This is a genomic window from Embleya sp. L77 (assembly GCF_055557415.1).
Genome location: NZ_CM145709.1, coordinates 4,114,090 through 4,133,286, shown reverse-complemented (window position 1 = coordinate 4,133,286; position 19,197 = coordinate 4,114,090). Strand labels below are relative to the sequence as shown.

Here is a 19,197-nt window from a genome sequence, read left to right as displayed (position 1 = left end):
GGGTTCCGCACGCGTGCGGCCCGAACCGGCGTCCCGTGCCCGCCCGTTCGCGATGTGCGCCGCGATGACAGGGGCATCCCTGGACTGAACCCGGGACTGAACCCGCCGCACCGCGGCCCCCGCCCGTGCTCGGGGCGGGGGCCGGGTATGCGATCTGCGGATCAGTAGGCGTCGTACGGAATCACCGAGTACGGCAGCGGCACCGAGGCGCCCGCCGTCCACTGCTGCGTGGCCGAGGCGCCGGCCGGCTGCTGGGTGATCGCCCCGTTGCCCGCGGTCGGCGCGGTTGCGACCAGTCCGGAGACCCGGCTGATCAGTCGGCCGTCCGCGCCCACGTCGAAGCGCAGGTTGTTCAGGTACGCGCCGTGCGCGTCGTCACAGCGCCAGATGCCCATGGCGCTGCCCGCCGCCGTGGCCCCGCGGTTGTCGAGGCAGAACGCCGGGTCCTGGAGGCTGTGCACCTGGCCCGTGGCGGCGTTGCGCCACCACTTCTGGTTGTCGTTGCCGGTGCAGTCCCAGGCCAGCACGCCGCGCCCGGAGGTCATCGTGCCGCCGTCCACGTCCAGACACTTGGCGGTGCCCCCGGACTTCAGCTCGGCGAACCGCACCGCCTGCCCGGCCTCCTTCACCCAGCGCTGCGCCGCCGATCCGTCGCATCCGGCCAGCACGAGCCTGGCCCCCAGGGTCGAATCCACCGCCGCCGGCGCGACGCACAGGGACTGCGTGTCGGCCGGTCGCAGCGTGCCCGCGACCTCGACGAAGCGCTGGTTGCCGCCGCCGTTGCAGTTCCACAACACCAGCGGGGTGCCCGAACCGCGCCCGCCACCCTGCGGATCCACACATCGGTCCTGGCTCAGCTCGGTGTGCAGCGACTGGTTCGCGGCGTCGTACCAGAAGCCCTGGTTGCGTCCGCCGTGACAGGGCCACAGGTCCACCGGGGTGTTGTTGCGCGAGGAGAAGCCGTACGCGTCGGCGCACAACCCGGTGCCCTCGTTGCGCAGTTGCCTGAAGTCGGCACTGGGCACGCCGGGGTACAGCGTGACCGCTCCCGTGCTTGCCGAGTCCGCACAACCGGCTTGGTTCCAGCCGGAGTTGTACAGCTGGGTCAGGCAGGACGCGAAGGCCAGGTGACCCCGGGCGTTGGGGTGGAAGCTCTGCCGGGTGGTGTTCGGGTCGAGGATGTCCGGTCCGGCGAACCACAACCCGCGCGCCCAGGTGTGGTCGGTACAGACCTCGTGGCCGTGGAACAGCCGCGAGTTGTCCAGGTAGATCGCGCCGGTGTTCGCCGCGGCCTGCCGCTCGGCCCGCTCGAAGATCGGCACCGCCTCGTTGCGTCCCCACGCCGCGTCGCGCAGGTAGCCGAGACATCCGCCCGCGTACCAGCCGGGGAAGTCGGGGTTGTCCTCGACGTCCGGGGCGATCGGCGACGGGTAGCCCATCACCACGAGCTTGTAGTCACCGCTCCGGTAGCCCGCGTCCGCCATCGTGGTCTTCAGATCGCGAACGGTCTGCTCGACCTTGGGCCGCATCGCGTCCGCGCGCGCCTGCCAGCCGGGCTGGTAGGTGCCGTAACACTCGCCCTGGAAGAACACCCGCCTGGTCACGCAGTCGGTCATGGTCGGGCCGAACTGGATGTCGTCGTTGGCGCCCGCCACCAGCAGGATCAGTTGCACGCGCGTGTTGCGCGCCTTGATCGCCAGGTTGTCCGACTGCACGAGTTCGTCGGCGTACTGCTTGCTGCCGCCGATCCGGATGTTCACGGTGGACGCTCCGGAGCACGCGACGTTGTACGTCACGTCGGTCGGGATCCCGGTCCGGTGGATGGCCGCGTCGGGCGACCGGTGACACCAGTTGTCCGGGCCGTCCGTGCCGGGTTCGTACACGCCGACGCCCTCACCGGCGATCTCGCTGTCGCCGAGCGAGATCAGCGAGGTCTTGCGCTCGGCCAATGGCTTGACCCCGGTGCTCCCGTACAGCGCCTGGGCCTCGCTCTGCCGAATCGCCTCCAATTGCGGGGACAGCGCGGTGGCCGCGGGGCCGGCCGCGGTGGTGCCCGCCGCCCGGCCCGGCAGGCCGCCGGTGAGGCCGATCAGGGTCGCCATCAGCGCCACCGGTAGGACCTTGTTGCGCACACGCTCGAATGTGGACATGCACCCTCGCCTTCATGGCATGGAAGGAACACGCACGAGCCGCCCAAAGGGGACTTGGGCACTGTGAAGCGAAAGAAAGCTACCGGTGGGTAGACGGGAAATGAAGGCATTTACCTGACAACCCTGGCCGCATCGACAGGCCGCGAACGCGCATCCGAACCGATCGAACCGGTTGCCCTATCGTGGAAGAACGGTGGGATGCACCGTCCGCACGCATTCGACAGGTGATGTACATCAGCACTCGCACTCCGACGTTGTCGCAGCTCAGGGCCTTTTCCGCAGTCGCCGACCACCTGCACTTCCGGGACGCCGCCGCCGCGGTGGGCACCAGCCAGCCCGCACTCTCCGGAGCGATCGCCGCGCTGGAGGAGGCGCTGGGCACCCAGCTGGTGGAGCGCACCACACGCCGGGTCCTGCTCACCCCGGCCGGCGAGCGGGTCGCCCGGCACGCGCGCCGCGTGCTCGACGCGCTCGCCGATCTGGTCGACGAGGCGGAATCCGCCCGCCGCCCGTTCACCGGCCCGCTGCACCTGGGGGTGATCCCCACGGTCGCCCCGTACGTGCTGCCGGCGCTGTTGCGGCTGGTCCGCGAGGAGTATCCGGAGCTGCGGCTGTACGTGCACGAGGAGCAGACCGGTTCGCTGCTGGACGGCCTCACCAGCGGTCGGCTGGACCTGCTGCTGCTCGCGCTGCCCTCCGGCATCTCGGGCGTCGAGGAGATCCCGCTCTACGAGGAGGACTTCACCCTGGTCGTGCCCGAGGGACACGAGCTGGCGGACCGCTCCGACGTGCCGCGCTCCGCGCTGCGCGGCCTGGACGTGCTGCTCCTGGACGAGGGCCACTGCCTGCGCGACCAGGCCCTGGACGTGTGCCGCGAGGTGGGTGTGGGCGAGGCCGGGGCAACCCGCGCGGCGAGCCTGCCCACCCTGGTGCAACTGGTCGCGGGCGGCCTGGGCGTCACCCTGCTGCCGCAGACCGCGATCGACGTGGAGACCCGACCGGGCTCACAACTGGCGGTGTCGCGCTTCGCCGCACCCGCCCCGTACCGGCGCATCGGCCTGGTGATGCGCTCCAGCACGGGACGCAGCGAGGAGTTCGCCGACCTGGCGATAGCCCTGCGCCGCGCGGTCGACGCCCTGCCGGTGCGAGTGGTGCACTAGGCCGTATCCGGCGCGGGTCCGCGAACCGTGGAGGTGCGGCACATCCCCCACCCCGTAGCGCGGGATGAAGGGTTGCATCCGAGTTCGAGCGGAGCACAAAGACGCGTCGGGCCCGACCGGGGTCGGGCCCGCGTCCTGCGGAAGCGGCTACGCGATCCGGACGTTGTCCGCCCAGTCGTCCGGGAGTTGCGGCAGCGGCCAGGCCGGGTCCGGGCGCCAGTTCTCCCAGCCCTGGTCGAACGGCGCGCCCCAGGCCCGGATCGCCTCGACCGCGGCCCGCCCCTCGGCCTCGATCGCCGCGACCTGCTCGTCGGTGAGCCGGCCCGCCTCCCGGGAGGCGGCCAGTTCGTCCTGGTCCTTGTACTCCCAGCGCCGGTCCGGGGTGACCCACACGTCCAGCACGTGGTCCTCGGTGTCCACCCCGCCGGACCACCGGGTGCGCGGGCGTTCGAGGTTGACGTACCAACCGGAGAAGCGCCAGTCCGCCTGCCAGAACAGCCAGACCGACCACGGTTCGCCGGGTCGGGCCAGCATCAGCACCCCGGTCCCGGTCCACTCGACGATCGAGGGGATCCGACCGAGCCGGAATCTGCGTTCGATCGGCGCCGTACGGATGTCGGACCCGTCCGGCAACATCGGCTTGACCCGGGACGTGCCCCCGGCCAGCCAGACCGCGAGTTGGTCCGGGTCGTCGCGAACGACGGTCACCGGACGGCAGTCCAGGACCTGGTCGCCGCGCAGATAGCGCCACAACACCTGGTCGCCGGGAGACCAGGCGCCGGGCGCGGAGCGGGGATCCTCGAAGTGCTCGTGCATGCGCAGGATGTTAGACATGACCTTGATTTACCCAGCGCCCGTAACACCTGACCGTGAGTCATGTTACGGGTGGGTCATCATGCGAAGAACATCCCGGGTGTGTGCGTACGCACCCGTCACCATGCGTACGCGCCAACTGCCGTGCACCCGCCCCATTCCACCGCCGTGCACACGCCGCCGTGCGTCCGCCGCCCGCCGGGCAGCGCGCCGCGTCACGGACGGGTCATCCCGAGCACGTCCAGCGCCGCGTCGAGTTCGGCCTCGGTCAGCCGGCCCGCCGACACGTGTCCACGCTCGATCACCACCTGCCGAATCGTCTTGCGCTCGGCCAGCGACTGCTTGGCGATCTTCGCCGCCTCCTCGTAGCCCAGGAAACGGTTCAGCGGGGTGACCACCGAGGGGGACGATTCGGCGTACTCGCGCATGCGTTCCACATCCGCCTCGATGCCGGCCACCGTGCGGTCGGCCAGCACCCGCGTCACGTTGCCGAGCAGCCGGATCGATTCGAGCAGGTTGCGGGCGATCACCGGCAACATCACGTTGAGTTCGAAGTTGCCCGCCGCACCGCCGAAGGCCACCGCCGCGTCGTTGCCGATCACCTGCGCGACCACCTGGCCGACCGCCTCGGGGATCACCGGATTGACCTTGCCCGGCATGATCGAGCTACCCGGCTGCAGATCCGGCAGCCGGATCTCGGCCAGCCCGGTGCGCGGCCCCGATCCCATCCAGCGCAGGTCGTTGACGATCTTGTTCAGGCCGACCGCGATGGTGCGCAACTGGCCGGACAACTCGACCAGTCCGTCCCGCGCGCCCTGCGCCTCGAAGTGGTCGCGCGCCTCGGTGAAGCCCAGCCCGGTGGAGGCCGCGATCTCCGCGATCACCCGCGCCGAGAAGCCCGGCGGGGTATTGATGCCGGTGCCCACCGCGGTGCCGCCCAGCGGCAGTTCGACCACACGCGGCAGGCTCGCCTGCAACCGCTCGACGCCGTAACGCACCTGCGCCGCATAGCCGCCGAACTCCTGACCCAGGGTCACCGGCGTGGCGTCCATCAGGTGCGTGCGCCCGGACTTGACCACGTCGGCGAACTCGACCGCCTTCGATTCCAGGGTGGAGGCGAGGTGGTCGAGCGAGGGGATCAGCCGGTGGGTGACCGCGAGCGCCGCCGCGATGTGGATCGAGGAGGGGAACACGTCGTTGGACGACTGGGACGCGTTGACGTGGTCGTTGGGGTGCACGTCCCGACCCAGGCGCTCGGTGGCCAGGGTGGCGAGCACCTCGTTCATGTTCATGTTCGAGGAGGTGCCCGAGCCGGTCTGGAACACGTCCACCGGGAACTGGTCGGCCCATCGGCCGGTCACGACCTCCATCGCGGCCTGCTCGATCGCCTCCGCGGTGTCCTTGTCCAGCACGCCCAGTTCGGCGTTCACCCGCGCTGCCGCACCCTTGATCCGGGCCAGCGCCTCCACGTGCGCGGGCTCCAGGCGCTGCCCGGAGATCGGGAAGTTCTCGACGGCGCGCTGGGTCTGCGCCCGCCACTTGGCGGCGACGGGCACCCGCACCTCGCCCATCGAGTCGTGCTCGATGCGGAACTCGCCGGTCGAATCTGCGGACGGTGCTGCCTCGGACATCGCTGTCGCCTCCTGGATGAGCGTTCCAAGGCCACAACGGCCTGCCGGCCCGGCCTGTTCCTGGGGGATGCCCCGCACGCTCGGCTACCCGATCAGCAGGACGTGCAACGTGCGCGGCCCGTGTACGCCCTCCACCCGCGCCAATTCGATGTCGCTGGTCGCCGACGGGCCGGAGATCCAGGTCTGCGGGCGGCGCGGATCCAGCCGGGCGACCGCCTCCGGCACGGTGCCCACGATCTGGTCGGCGCGCACCACGCACAGGTGGTAGTCGGGCAGCAGGGTGAGCACCCGACGACCCTGGTCCGGGCCGGTGTCCAGGACGATCGTGCCGGTCTCGGCGATGGCCAGCGCACATCCGGTGGCCACCGCGTCGATCTCGCCGAGCGTGTCGTGGTCCAGCGCGGGCGAGTCCACCACCAGTTCGACGCCGAGCCGGGTCAGCCAGGCGAGCTTCTTCCCGGGCGGCACCACCATGCGGGTCACGCCGGCTTCGCGCAGCAGGTCGCTCGTGGCCGGCAGCAGATCCCGGGTGTCGTTCACCCGCAGCACGGTGGCCTCGTAGTCGGCGACCCGTTCGGCGAACCGGCCGGCCACGTCCAGGCCCGCCGGGCGTTCGCGCCGGTACGCCCGACGCACCGGCGGCGGCTTGGGCCGGTCGTCCAGGGCCGTGCGCAGCCGGTCCAGGATCACCGTACGAGCCTCGCGGTCCGCCTCGTATCGCTCCACCGTCATTCCTCCAGACCGCCGTCGGTGCGCTTGAACCAGGAGCGGAACGACTCGGCCGGCGGCGCGGGCGCGTCCCGGTCGGCGAACCACGCGCCGACCGGACCGGTGAACCGCTTGGGCAGCGGGACCCGGCCGATCACCCCGTGCCGGACGAACCGCGCGCCGACCCCGGCCACGTGCTGCGCGAAGCCGATCCGCCACGGCTTCTCGAAGGTCCACTGCACGGCCTTCATACCGGCTTCCTCGGCCCGGTCGTGCGGTCCCCGCCCGCCGTCCACAACCTGTGCACGAAGGTGGACGAGCACCTCGGGGATGTCGATCCGCACCGGGCACGCGTCGAAGCACGCGCCGCACAGCGAGGACGCGAACGGCAACGACGCGGTCTGCGCGTCCACCCGGTGTGCCGCGATACCGCGCAGCTGCGGGGTGAGGATCGCGCCGATCGGCCCGGGATACACCGACCCGTACGCGTGGCCGCCGGTGCGCTCGTACACCGGACACACGTTCAGGCAGGCCGAGCACCGGATGCAGCGCAGCGCCTGCCGGCCCACCGGGTCGGCCAGCACGTCGGAGCGGCCGTTGTCGAGCAGGATCAGGTGGAACTCCTGCGGGCCGTCGCCGGGGGTGACGCCGGTCCACATCGAGGTGTACGGATTCATCCGCTCGCCGGTCGCACTGCGCGGGAGCAGTTGCAGGAACACCTCCAGGTCCCCCCACGTGGGCAGCAGCTTCTCCACGCCGAGCACGGTGATCAGCGTCTCGGGCAGGGTCAGGCACATCCGCCCGTTGCCCTCGGACTCGACCACGCACACCGTGCCGGTGTCGGCGATCGCGAAGTTGCCGCCGGAGACCGCGACCCTGGCGCGCAGGAACTTCTCCCGCAGATGCCGGCGGGCGGCGGCGGCCAGCGCGGCCGGGTCGTCGCTCAGGTGCTCGGGCGCCGGTCGGCCGACCCGGCCCATCTCGCGGACGAAGATGTCCCGGATCTCGGCCCGGTTGCGGTGGATCGCCGGCACCAGGATGTGCGACGGCAGATCCTCGCCGAGCTGCACGATCAGCTGTGCCAGGTCGGTCTCCCACGCGTGGATGCCCGCCTCGGCCAGCGCGTTGTTCAGCTCGATCTCCTCGGTGACCATCGACTTGACCTTGACCACCTCGTCCACGCCCGCGGCCCGGGCGATCGCGACCACGAGCGCGTTCGCCTCGGCCGCGTCCCGGGCCCAGTGCACGACGCCGCCGGCCGCGCGCACCGCGACCTCCAGGCGCTCGAGGTAGTCGGGCAGTCGGGCCAGCACGTCGTCCTTGATCGCCTCGCCGGCGCGCCGCAGCAGCTCCCAGTCGGGCAGCTCGGCGACCACCTCGTCGCGCCTGGCCCGGATGGTGTGCGTGGCCGCGCGCAGGTTGGCCCGCTGTACGTCGTTCGCCAGCTCCGCGTGCGCGGCCTCCGGGAACGGCGGCATCCCGACGAAGGTGGGTTCCCTGCGTACGGACGCGGTCATCGCGTCACCTCCGGTCCCGGGGTCTGCTCGGCGAGGAACCCGGAGCCGGTGTCCAGGGCAGGCCCGTACGGCGGCACGTCCGGCAGCGCCTCGGTGCAGGCCAGGATGTCCGCGAGGTGCAGCACCCGGATACCCGCGTGTTGTCGCGAGATCAGTCCGCCGATGTGGGTCAGGCACGAGTTGTCGCCCGCGCACAACACCTGTGCGCCCGATTCCAGCGCGGCGCTCACCTTGTCGGTGCCCATCGCCACCGAGGTGTCCACGTTCTTGACCGCGAACGTGCCGCCGAATCCGCAACATTCGTCCGCGCGCGGCAGGTCCACCAGGGTGAGGCCGCGGACCGCGCGCAGCAGCCGGGTCGGCCGATCGCCCACCCGCAGCAGCCGCAGCGAGTGGCAGGTGGGGTGGTAGGCGACGCTGTGCGGGAAGTAGGCGCCCACGTCGGTCACGCCGAGCACGTCGACCAGGAACTCGCCGAACTCGAACACCTTCGGCGCGACCCGGGCGACGCCGGCCGGCAGCGTGCCGCCCGCCTGCCGGGCCACGCTCGCGTGGTACTCGCGCACCATCGCGGTGCACGACCCGGACGGCACGACGACCGCGTCGTAGTCCTCGAAGGCGTCGACGAAGGAGCGCACCAGCGGCACCGCGTCCTTGCGGTAACCGGAGTTGAAGTGCATCTGCCCGCAGCACACCTGGCCGTACGGGAACTCCACCTCGTGTCCGAGGCGCCGCAACACCCGAACCACGGACTTGCCCGTCTCCGGGAAGAGCGTGTCGTTGAAGCACGTGATGAAAAGGGCAAGGCGCACAATTGACCTCCTCGATCGACTGTACGGATGTCCTCCGGCGAGCGCCCGGCCAAACCTGCCGCACGCGCCCGGTCGTGTGACGCACGTCCGCTACGCGCCCGCCACACCACACGACCAACCCGCCCCGCAGCGCCCGGCCCAACCCCGACCCCGGCCCCGGCCCCGGCCGCGCAGCGGACGCGCAACCCGCCCCGTAGGGCCACGCAACCCGGCTCGGAGAGACCGGCCCGACCCCGAACCCGTAGGGGACGCGCAACCGGCCCCGGAGGGGCCGAGCAACCCGGTCGAGCCCTGCCAGGGTGCATGCCCGCTCCGCGGTCACGGTCGAGCCGTCCGCTACGCGCCCGGGATGCACGTCCGCTACGCGCCCGCCACCCCACACCGCACGACCAACCGCCCCGCGCGCCCGGCCCAACCCCGACCCGGCCGCGCAGCGGACGCGCAACCGGCCCCGTAGGGGCCACGCAACCCGGCTCGGAGAGACCGGCCCGACCCGAACCCGAAGGGGACGCGCAACCGGCCCCGGAGGGGCCGAGCAACCCGGTCGAGCCCTGCCAGGGTGCATGCCCGCTCCGCGGTCACGGTCGAGCCGTCCGCTACGCGCCCGGGATGCACGTCCGCTACGCGCCCGCCACCCCACACCACACGACCAACCGCCCCGCAACGCCCGACCCAACCCCGGCCCCGGCCGCGCAGCGGACACGCAACCGGCCCCGTAGGGGCCACGCAACCCGGCTCGGAGAGACCGGCCCGACCCCGAACCCGAAGGGGACGCGCAACCGGCCGCGCAGCGGACAAGCAACCCGCCCCGGAGGGGCCGAGCAACCCGGCTCCGAGAGACCGGCCCGACCGACGTGAGGCTGGCGAGGGGTCGGGCGGGACGGCCCGGCGGGGGCCTGGGCGTGTCTGCGGCTTTGCACCACGTAGGGTCGGCCCATGAGCCTCCGGACGGCACTCGGCCGCCCCTTTGCCGTTGCGCGTTCGCGGTTGACCACGCGTCGATCACGTGTCCTGGCCGGTGTCCTGGCCCTCGTGGTGGTGATCATCGCGGTGCTGGGGATCGGCGCTCTGGTTCGGGACGACCCGGCGGCGCCGGTATCGGCCACCGAGCAGCGCATCGACGTCGCCGCCGGGCCGGGCGATCCGGCCCGGATCGGCATCGACACCACGCTGTTCCTGCCGCCGGGAGTGCACCAGCGGGCGCCCGCCGTACTGCTCGCGCACGGATTCGGCGGCAGCAAGGCCGAGTTGCGTCGGGACGCGGAGGCGTTGGCCCGTTCGGGGTATGTGGTGCTGACCTACTCGGCACGCGGCTTCGGCGGTTCGGCCGGGCAGATCATGCTGGACCAGCCGGACTACGAGGTGGCCGACGCGCGGGCGCTGATCGACTGGCTGGCGACCCGACCCGAGGTGCGGCTGGACGGGCCGGGCGACCCGCGCGTGGGTGTCGCGGGCGCCTCCTACGGCGGTGCGCTCGCGCTGCTGACCGCGGCCTACGACCCGCGGGTGGACACGATCGCGCCGCAGATCACCTGGCACGACCTCGCCGGCGCGCTGCTGCCGAACGCGGCGGGCGGCGGGCCGGCCGACGGGGTGTTCAAGAAGATGTGGGCCGGGTTGTTCTTCTCCTCCGGCACCACTCCGCTGGGCGCGCTCGCCCCGATAGACGCGAACACCGGCTGCGGCCGGTTCGCCGAGCAGGTGTGCACGACCTACCGCGAGGTGGCCGTCGGGGGCAAGTCCACGCCACAGGCGATCGACCTGCTTCGGCGGGCCAGTCCGGCGTCGGTCGCGGACCGGATCGCGGTGCCCACGCTGCTGATCCAGGGCCAGAACGACTCGCTGTTCCCGCTCGACCAGGCCGACCGCAACGCCGCCGCGATCGCGCGAAACGGCGCGCCGGTGGAGGTGGTGTGGACGGCGGGCGGGCACGACGGCGGCCGGCCGCAGAGCGCGATGGTGCGCGATCGGGTCACCGGGTGGTTCGACCGGTGGCTGAAGCCGGTCGAGGCCGCGCCGAAGGCGGGAGCGCCGACCGCCGCCGGAGAGTTTCGGGTGACCCGCTCGGGCGGGGTGGACAGCGCCACGCGTGAGCAGCGGCTGCGGGTCGCCGACACCGCCCGCTATCCCGGCCTCGACGGCACCCGGCAGCGTGCGGTCGCGTTGGCCGGGCCGGAGCAGACGGTGGCCAATCCGCCGGGGGGTGCGCCGACCTCGGTGTCCGGGCTGCCCGGGCTGGGCCTGCTGTCCGGCGCCGGCAGCCTGGGCGCGCTCGCGTCGGGGGCGGGCGATCTGGGCGGGATCGCGTTCGACCTGCCGGGGCAGAGTGCGTTCTTCCAGAGCGAGCGCTTCGACCAGAGCACCTGGATCACCGGCTCGCCGACCGCACGGGTGCGGGTCTCCGGCGCCGACGACGTCGTGCTGTTCGCGAAGTTGTACGACGTCGCACCGGGCGGCGGCACCGTGTTGCCGCACCAGCTCGCGGCGCCGATCCGGGTGACCGGTGCGGCGGCCGGGCGGGATGTGGAGATCCGGTTGCCGGCGATCGACCATCAGGTCGACTCGGGCCACCGGCTGCGGCTCGTGCTCACCGCGACCGACCTGGGCTTCGCGTCGCCGAACGTGCCCGCGAGCTACCGGGTCGCGCTCGCCGGCCCGTTGACCGTGCCGTCGGTGCCGCAGTTGCACGTGGCCTCGACCGGCTACCCGTGGTGGACGTGGGGCCTGCCGTTGATCGCGGTGCTCGTCGCGCTCGCGCTGCTGCTCACCGGACGGCGCCGCGCGGCGGCGGCCGCACCGGATCCGGCCCTGGCCGAGGTGCCGCTGCAGATCCGGAACCTGACCAAGCGCTACAAGGGCGGCAAGCTCGCCGTCGACGACCTGTCCTTCCAGGTGGAGGCGGGCCAGGTGCTCGGCCTGCTCGGCCCCAACGGCGCGGGCAAGACCACGACGCTGCGGATGCTGATGGGGCTGATCCACCCGGACGGCGGCGGGATAAGGATCTTCGGCCGGATGGTCGGGCCCGGTGCGCCGGTGTTGTCCCGGCTCGGCTCGTTCGTCGAGGGTCCCGGCTTCCTGCCGCACCTGTCCGGGCGGGAGAACCTGTCGCTGTACTGGCGCGCCACCGGCCGCCCGCACGCCGACGCGCACTTCGACGAGGCGTTGGAGATCGCCGGGTTGGGCGAGGCGCTGGACCGCAACGTGCGCACCTACTCGCAGGGCATGCGGCAGCGGCTCGCCATCGCGCAGGCGATGCTCGGCCTGCCGGACCTGCTCGTGCTGGACGAGCCGACCAACGGGCTCGACCCGCCGCAGATCCGGGCGATGCGCGATGTGCTGATCCGCTACGCGGCCACCGGCCGCACCGTGGTGGTCTCCAGCCACCTGCTGGCCGAGGTCGAACAGACCTGTACGCACGTCGTGGTGATGCACCGCGGCCGGCTGATCGCCTCCGGCCCGGTCGCCGAGATCGTCGGCAACGGCAACACGCTGGTGATCGGAACTCCCGTGCCGGACCTGGCGATCGCAACCCTGAAGGATCTGCCGGGCGTGGGCTCGGTGGAGCCCGAGGAGGGCGGCGTACTCGTGCACCTCGCGGGTGCGCAAGCCTCCGCCCTGGTGGCCGAACTCGTCGGCGCGGGCGTCGCGGTGGACCGGGTGACCGCGCGCCGCCGCCTGGAAGACGCGTTCCTGACGCTCATCGGGGAGTCCTGATGACCCGCACGCCCATTGGGGAGTTCCGATGACCCGTACGCTCCCCGATCTGCCGACCGACGAGGGTGCGCACCCGATCCCGGGCGCGGCACACGCGCACGGCTATCGGCCCCGGCACACGCTGCCGATTTGGGTCGAGACCGTGCGCCAATTCCGGCGCCGGCGCACCCTGTTCATGATCGGTCTGCTGCTCGCGCTGCCGTGGATCCTGGTCGCCGCATTCAAGATCGGCGGCGATCCGTCGGCGGACGCGGTACCGACACTGGTGGACGTGGCGACCAAGAGCGCGCTGAACTTCACCGCATTCACCCTGTTCGTCTCGACCGGCTTCCTGCTGGTCGTGGCGGTGGCGCTGTTCTGCGGCGACACCGTTGCCAGCGAGGCGAGTTGGTCCTCGCTGCGCTACCTGCTGGCCGCGCCGGTGCCGCGGGCGCGGCTGCTCCGGGTCAAGCTCGTGGTCGCGCTCGGCTACAGCGTCCTGGCCCTGGTGCTGCTGCCGCTGATGGCGATAATCGCGGGCACCATCGCGTTCGGCTGGGGCCCGTTGGACCTGCCGGTGGGGGCGTCGCTGCCCACCGGCGAGGCGCTCGGGCGCATGTCGGTCGTGATCGTCTACGGCGTGGTGGCGCAACTGGTGGTGATGGGCATGGCGTTCTGGCTGTCCACGGTCACCGACGCACCGCTGGGCGCGGTGGGCGGCGCGGTCGGCCTGGTGGTGGTCTCCAACATCGTCGACGCGGTCACGGCGCTCGGTTCGTGGCGGGACTACCTGCCCACCCACTGGCAGTTCGCCTGGGTCGACGTACTCCAGACCGACCCTCAATGGGACGGCATGATCAAGGGCAGCGCAGTCTCGTTCGCCTACGCGGTCGTCTTCCTCGCCCTGGCCTTCCGCCACTTCGGCCGCAAGGACATCGTGTCCTGACGGCTGCTGGGGCACCGGTGATCACGGGCGGCGAACCGGGTCGTTCACACGGTCGGTGCTCGCCGAGCGGCATCCGGCGCTGATCCTGCGGGTCCGGGAGACGTTCCCGTGGCCGCCGGAGCGAGGGCGAGCGCTGCACACGTTGCTCGGCGAGATCACCGGCGGGGTGATCACTCCGCTCCCGGCGGACGCACACGACGCCGGCGGGCCCAGGGGAGCTTCCGGGCTCGAACGGGTGCCGGATGGGCGGTTGCGGTTGCCGATCCCGGAGGCGGGCCGGGGCGAGGGCGAGTCGGCCGGCGCGCCGGCTGTCCGGACGGCCGCCGGCACGTCGACCGCGCTGGTGCGTACGGTCCGCACCGATCGTCCCGCCACGGTTCCTCGGGCCATGAACTCGACCCAGCGGGTGGCGGGTTGGTCGACCGGTGCGGAGATCAACAAGGCCGCCGCGTTCGTCGAGCGCTACCGGAACGCCTGGTGCCGCGCCGGACGCGAGGGCACCCTCATGGCCGTCAACGGTCGCAGCGTCTACCTACGCGCCATGAACGGCGTCGAGTTCACCTGCCGCCTGCCCATGCTCGCCATCGTCCGGCTGCCACCCCCGGGCCTCTACCGCCGCGTCCGCTACGTCGGCAACGACAACACGGGCCGCCGCCCGCCAGGAGGCATCATGGAGCTGTGGGCCGTCTCCGACGGCACCCTCGCCATCGTGCAACCACCCACCGGCCCCGCCTGGTTCGCCCTCCTGGCCGACCTCGAACGCGACCTACCGACCGGGCCGGTCGCCGAGTGGGAAAACCCACCCTTCGACCCGGACCCGGACCAGGAGACGCAGACGCAAACACAGGCGCAGACACAGGCGGACCCAGTACCGGCGGAGTAACCGCGCCGCCGATCACTCCGAGCACCGCCGACTTCCCCCCGCCACCGCAACTTCGTCCACACCACAAAACCGGACGCGGCCGAACGCCCTCCCCGGGTCCTCGGTGCAACCCGCCTCGCGCCCGACACACCGGGGGTCGACCACGAGCCGTAACTGCCGCCGTCACCCACTCGGCTCCAGCACATCCCCGCACGCCACCTCGATCGCCACCGGGCAGGCCCGGTCGCAAGATCATCCCAATGTCCCGATTCGGTGTTCGACGCAACGGCGCGTAGGCTCCTCGTCCGCCTGCCGTTCGCCACACATTCCGCGATCGAACAGGTGAGCGTGGCGCTGAGCTGGGCACATTCCGCCCCCGCCCACTGATAGGTGATCACGATCAATGGTTGAGCCGTTGCTTATTTCATCTATCAATTCCACTGTGGCATCGTGATCAACGTACGTCCGACCGGGATGGTGAACCTGCCTTCCCGGACCCTTCGCGGAGGAGACCCAGTGCTTACTGTCGGTAACCAGTTCCCCGAGTACGACCTCACCGGCGTTGTGTCGCTGGAGGCGGACAAGGCGTTCGAGCAGATCACCAACAAGACCTACGACGGCAAGTGGCGCGTCGTGTTCTTCTGGCCGAAGGACTTCACCTTCGTCTGTCCGACCGAGATCGCCGCCTTCGGCCGGCTCAACGAGGACTTCCAGGACCGTGACGCGCAGCTGCTCGGTGTGTCCGTGGACTCCGAGTTCGTGCACCTGGCCTGGCGCAAGGACCACCCGGACCTGACCGACCTGCCCTTCCCGATGCTGTCCGACCTCAAGCGCGAGCTGTCCTCGGCCGCCGGCGTACTCAACGCCGACGGTGTCGCGGACCGCGCGGTCTTCATCATCGACCCGAACAACGAGATCCAGTTCGTCATGGTCACCGCCGGCTCGGTGGGCCGCAACCCCGACGAGGTCCTGCGGGTCCTCGACGCGCTGCAGACCGACGAACTGTGCCCGTGCAACTGGCAGAAGGGCGGCGAGACCCTCGACGCCGCCAAGCTGATGGACGCCTGATCCATGGGTCTCGACGTCCTGAAGGCCGCACTGCCCGAGTACGCCAAGGACCTCAAGCTCAACCTGGGCTCGGTCGTGGGCAACTCGAAGCTCGCCGAACAAACGCTCTGGGGCACGGTGCTCGCCTGCGCGATCGCCACGCGTAGCCCCAAGGTGCTCGCCGAACTCGAGCCGGAGGCCAAGAGCCGGCTGTCCGACGAGGCGTTCACCGCCGCCAAGGCCGCTGCCGCGATCATGGCGATGAACAACGTCTACTACCGCTCGATGCACCTCATCGGCGACCCGGAATACAGCAACCTCCGGGCCGGGCTGCGGATGAACGTGATGGCCAACCCGGGTGCCCCGAAGGCCGACTTCGAGCTGTGGTCGCTGGCGGTCTCGGCGATCAACGGTTGCGGCCGGTGCCTGGAGTCGCACGAGCAGGTCCTGCGCAAGGAGGGCGTGTCGCGCGAGACGATCCAGGAGGCGATCAAGATCGCCGCCGTGATCCACGCGGTCGGCGTGACGCTGGAGACCGACCAGGGCTGAGCACGCCCTGATCGCCCACCGGCGCACTCCCCGCGACACCCCGCTTCACCCCGCGACACCGCAACACCGCAAGAGCCCGTCCCCACCCCGGGGGCGGGCTCTCGTGCGTTCTCCGAACCGACCACAACCACCGCAACCGCCGTACCCGAAGCCGCAACCGCGTCCGTGACCGCGTCCGCGTCCGCGTCCGTGACCGCGACAGTCACCGTCGCCCGCGCGAGCGAACCACCGGGCGGGAGCGGATCGCCCACCGCGAGCGAGTCACCCACAACGCGCACGTCGCCCACCACAATCGGGTCAGCTCATGCAGCCGGGTCACCCGCCGCAGCCGAACCGACCCCACCCCCGACCCCGGCCGACGTCCGAACGCCGACCCACCCTGCCGCGGCCTCACCGCGCCGCCCCCATCCCGACCAGCGCGACCTCCCGGTACAGCCCCACCGCGTCCCGCACGCCCATCCCGCGATATATCCGACTCCCCGTCGAGATCGCCGTGCGCAACACCCGCTGGGTGAACACCGGGTCCAGGTCCGGGTGGAAGTCGCCGGAGCGGATGCCGCCGGCCAGCGCCCGGGTCCAGGTGTCGGAGACCTTGGCACGCTGCGCGGCCAGCCGGCTCGCCGGGAGTTCGTCGCCACGCACCTCGTTTATCGCCAGGACCGTGGACACCCCGTGGTAGGCGTGCGCCTCCACGGTCCGCCCGATCAAACCGGCCAGCCGTTCCACCGGGGTCGGTTGCGCGGCGGCGTCCTTGTCGAACGCGGTGCGCAGGTCACCGAGGAACTCGCCGAGCAGTTCGGCGAGCAACTGCTCCTTGGAGCCGATGTGATGGGCAAGGCTGCCGACCGGCACACCGGCCAGGTCGGCGATCCGACGCACCGTGGTGCCCGCGTACCCGTCCTGCTCGAAGAGCAGGTTGGAGGCGATCCGAATCCGGGTGCGCGCGTCGGCCTGGCGGGGCACCCGGGCCATCCGCCGCTCCACCTCGACCCTGGCGTCCTCGACCGGGCCGACCCTTCGCAGGGTGGGCATCGCATAGCGGGCGGGCCCGAGCAGGTTGCAGATTCGCTGCGAGGCGTAGCGCCCGGGCCGCACGATGCCGCGCACGAACACGTCCACCAGGCGCCCCGCGGCCGCGTCCGGGTCGTAGCGACCGCTCGGTCGATACCACTGGGCCATCCCCCACACCGCCGATTGCAACATCAGCGACAACAACACGGGGTGCAGGTCGCGGCGCAGGCTGCCGTCCTCGATCCCCCGGCGCAGCACCCGACCCCACAGGGTGGACGCCTCGGCGGTGCGGTCGGACAGCCAGACGAAGCCCTCGGTGCGGGAGAGCCGGCGCGATTCGCCGACCACCACGACCGCCGCGTCGGGGCTGTTGCCGATCACTTCGAGGCTGTCCCGCAACAGGCCGCGCAGCGTGGCGATCGGCTCCTCGCCGCGCTCGACCGTGGCCCGCTGCCGACTCATGATGTCCGCGAAGAAGGTGTCGAGCACTTCGAGCAACATCGCTTCCTTGGACGGGAAGTGGTGGTACAGGCTGCCCGAGAGCATGTCCGCGGATTCGGCGATCTGACGGACCGTCGTGGCGCCGTAGCCCCGCTTGGCGAACAGCGCACAGGCGTGTCTGATGATCTCCGCGCGTCGATCCGCCCGCGGCCTGATGTGACGCTCCGCACCCGCTCGATCGCTCAACACGTGCCCAGCGTAGTACGCCTGGGAATCCCATGCGGAATCTCACGTTCCGGTAGTCCCTACCCGTCACATCAACCCCACCCGAACCACCCGCGAGCGGACCCGGGTCGTAGTGCGAACGAGCACGGAGCACACATGGATGCGGACGACCGCAGAGCACGCGAGGCACGAGGCGAGGCGCCGACCGAAGCGGAACCCGGGACCCGAGACGGCAGACGCAATACGACCCGAGGCGACGACCGCGACAAGACCCCAGACGCCCCGGACCCGGGACGAGAGAGGTGCGACCCCATGACATCATATCCTTGACTTAGTCATACACCTGAGGCAGGGTGAGATCAGGCTGGATCAATGCGTCGCCATCCGTGGCCCGGCCCCGAGGACCGGCCACTCAGGACTCGCTAGGAGCGACCCCATGGGCAACCCCGTCATCGTCGAAGCCGTGCGCACTCCCATCGGCAAGCGCAACGGCCGGCTCGCCGGCCTGCACCCGGTGCAGCTGTTGTCGGCCGTCCAGCGCGGGCTGATCGAGCGGGCCGGGATCGACCCCGAACTGGTGGACCAGGTGATCGGCGGCTGTGTCACCCAGGCCGGCGAGCAGTCAGGCGACATCGTCAAGCACGCATGGTTGTACGCCGGCCTGCCGCATCGCACCGGCGGCACCACAATCGACTGCCAGTGCGGATCCGCCCAGCAATCGGTGCACCTGATCGCCGGACTGATCGCGACCGGGGCCATCGATGCGGGAGTTGCATGCGGCATCGAGTCGATGAGCCGCAACCCGCTCGGGCACACCGCCAAACCCGGCCAGAAGTCCAAGCCGGAGGACTGGGCGATCGACCTGCCCGACCAGTTCACCGCCGCCGAGCGGATCGCCCGCAACCGCGGCATCACCCGCGCCGACGTGGACGCCCTGGGCGTGCGCTCGCAGGCCAACGCCAAACGTGCGTGGGACGAGGGCCGGTTCACCTCGCAGGTGGTCCCGGTCGAGGCCCCCGTACTGGACGCCGAGGGCAAGCCCACCGGCGAGACCGTGCTGGTCGATCGCGACCAGGGCCTGCGCGACACCACGATCGAGAGCCTGACCCGGCTCAAGCCGGTCCTGCCCGACGGCATCCACACCGCCGGCAACTCGTCGCAGATCTCCGACGGTGCCGCGGCACTGCTGATCATGGACGAGGACAAGGCGCGTGCGCTCGGCCTGCGTCCGCGCGCGCGGATCGTCGCGCAGGCGATGGTCGGTGCCAACCCGCACTACCACCTGGACGGCCCGAACGACGCGACCGAGCGGCTGTTCGCCCGCTCCGGGATGTCGATGTCCGACATCGACCTGTTCGAGGTCAACGAGGCGTTCGCGTCCGTCGTGCTCTCCTGGGCCCAGGTGCAGAAGGCCGACCTGGACCGGGTCAACGTCAACGGCGGCGCGATCGCCCTCGGCCACCCGGTCGGCTCCACCGGCGGCCGGCTGCTGACCACCGCGCTCTACGAACTGGAGCGCACCGACAAGCAGTTCGCCCTCGTGACGATGTGCGCGGGTGGCGCCAACGCGTCCGGCACGATCATCGAGCGGATCTGAACCGGGGCGCGAAGCACCGAACACGAAGGCACCGA

The 19,197-nt window shown here is 71.4% G+C and carries 14 protein-coding genes; 7 read left to right on the top strand and 7 right to left on the bottom strand.

Going from position 1 to position 19,197, the window contains the following annotated elements; translation table 11 throughout:
- Window positions 1-161 precede the first annotated feature (161 nt).
- The gene (locus ACZOOI_RS17730; protein ID WP_465276788.1) at window positions 162-2,150 is read right to left on the bottom strand and encodes a ricin-type beta-trefoil lectin domain protein; all 1,989 of its coding nucleotides are present in this window, start codon (window positions 2,148-2,150) and stop codon (window positions 162-164) included.
- Window positions 2,151-2,377: 227 nt separating this feature from the next.
- On the opposite strand from ACZOOI_RS17730, the gene ACZOOI_RS17725 reads away from it, so the two are divergent.
- Window positions 2,378-3,310, top strand: coding sequence for a hydrogen peroxide-inducible genes activator (locus ACZOOI_RS17725; RefSeq protein WP_465276787.1), 933 nt, complete (start codon window positions 2,378-2,380; stop codon window positions 3,308-3,310).
- A 147-nt stretch (window positions 3,311-3,457) separates the two neighbouring features.
- Here ACZOOI_RS17725 and ACZOOI_RS17720 read toward each other — a convergent pair whose 3' ends face one another.
- The 5 genes from ACZOOI_RS17720 to ACZOOI_RS17700 form a co-directional block, all read right to left on the bottom strand.
- Window positions 3,458-4,144, bottom strand: coding sequence for a ribonuclease FAU-1 family protein (locus ACZOOI_RS17720; RefSeq protein ID WP_465276786.1), 687 nt, complete (start codon window positions 4,142-4,144; stop codon window positions 3,458-3,460).
- A 194-nt stretch (window positions 4,145-4,338) separates the two neighbouring features.
- On the bottom strand, window positions 4,339-5,754 hold the full coding sequence (locus ACZOOI_RS17715; RefSeq protein ID WP_465276785.1) for a class II fumarate hydratase: 1,416 nt from the start codon (window positions 5,752-5,754) through the stop codon (window positions 4,339-4,341).
- A gap of 84 nt (window positions 5,755-5,838) precedes the next feature.
- Complete coding sequence (locus ACZOOI_RS17710; RefSeq protein ID WP_465276784.1) at window positions 5,839-6,486, bottom strand: LutC/YkgG family protein; 648 nt, start codon at window positions 6,484-6,486, stop codon at window positions 5,839-5,841.
- Entirely contained in the window at window positions 6,483-7,979 is a 1,497-nt protein-coding gene (locus ACZOOI_RS17705) for a lactate utilization protein B (RefSeq protein ID WP_465276783.1), read from the bottom strand. Before ACZOOI_RS17705 ends, ACZOOI_RS17710 begins: the two co-directional genes overlap by 4 nt.
- Window positions 7,976-8,791, bottom strand: a complete 816-nt coding sequence (locus tag ACZOOI_RS17700; RefSeq protein ID WP_465276782.1) for a (Fe-S)-binding protein — start codon at window positions 8,789-8,791, stop codon at window positions 7,976-7,978. Before ACZOOI_RS17700 ends, ACZOOI_RS17705 begins: the two co-directional genes overlap by 4 nt.
- A 936-nt stretch (window positions 8,792-9,727) precedes the next feature.
- Here ACZOOI_RS17700 and ACZOOI_RS17695 point away from each other — a divergent pair.
- The 5 genes from ACZOOI_RS17695 to ahpD all read left to right on the top strand — a co-directional run bounded on the left by ACZOOI_RS17695 (window position 9,728) and on the right by ahpD (window position 15,888).
- Complete coding sequence (locus ACZOOI_RS17695; protein WP_465276781.1) at window positions 9,728-12,505, top strand: alpha/beta fold hydrolase; 2,778 nt, start codon at window positions 9,728-9,730, stop codon at window positions 12,503-12,505.
- Between the two features lie 28 nt (window positions 12,506-12,533).
- Entirely contained in the window at window positions 12,534-13,430 is an 897-nt protein-coding gene (locus tag ACZOOI_RS17690) for an ABC transporter permease (protein ID WP_465276780.1), read from the top strand.
- Between the two features lie 55 nt (window positions 13,431-13,485).
- The gene (locus ACZOOI_RS17685; protein WP_465276779.1) at window positions 13,486-14,313 is read left to right on the top strand and encodes a hypothetical protein; all 828 of its coding nucleotides are present in this window, start codon (window positions 13,486-13,488) and stop codon (window positions 14,311-14,313) included.
- A gap of 495 nt (window positions 14,314-14,808) precedes the next feature.
- Window positions 14,809-15,360 carry a peroxiredoxin gene (locus tag ACZOOI_RS17680; RefSeq protein ID WP_465276778.1) on the top strand — a complete coding sequence of 184 codons (552 nt, stop codon included), beginning with the start codon at window positions 14,809-14,811 and terminating at the stop codon, window positions 15,358-15,360.
- 3 nt (window positions 15,361-15,363) lie between these two features.
- Window positions 15,364-15,888 carry an alkylhydroperoxidase, AhpD family gene (ahpD, locus tag ACZOOI_RS17675; RefSeq protein ID WP_391586709.1) on the top strand — a complete coding sequence of 175 codons (525 nt, stop codon included), beginning with the start codon at window positions 15,364-15,366 and terminating at the stop codon, window positions 15,886-15,888.
- Between the two features lie 390 nt (window positions 15,889-16,278).
- On the opposite strand, the gene ACZOOI_RS17670 is transcribed toward ahpD, so the two are convergent.
- Window positions 16,279-17,589, bottom strand: a complete 1,311-nt coding sequence (locus ACZOOI_RS17670; RefSeq protein WP_465276777.1) for a TetR/AcrR family transcriptional regulator — start codon at window positions 17,587-17,589, stop codon at window positions 16,279-16,281.
- 412 nt (window positions 17,590-18,001) lie between these two features.
- Here ACZOOI_RS17670 and ACZOOI_RS17665 point away from each other — a divergent pair, with 412 nt between their 5' ends.
- On the top strand, window positions 18,002-19,162 hold the full coding sequence (locus tag ACZOOI_RS17665) for a steroid 3-ketoacyl-CoA thiolase (RefSeq protein ID WP_465276776.1): 1,161 nt from the start codon (window positions 18,002-18,004) through the stop codon (window positions 19,160-19,162).
- The last annotated feature ends 35 nt before the right edge of the window (window positions 19,163-19,197 follow it).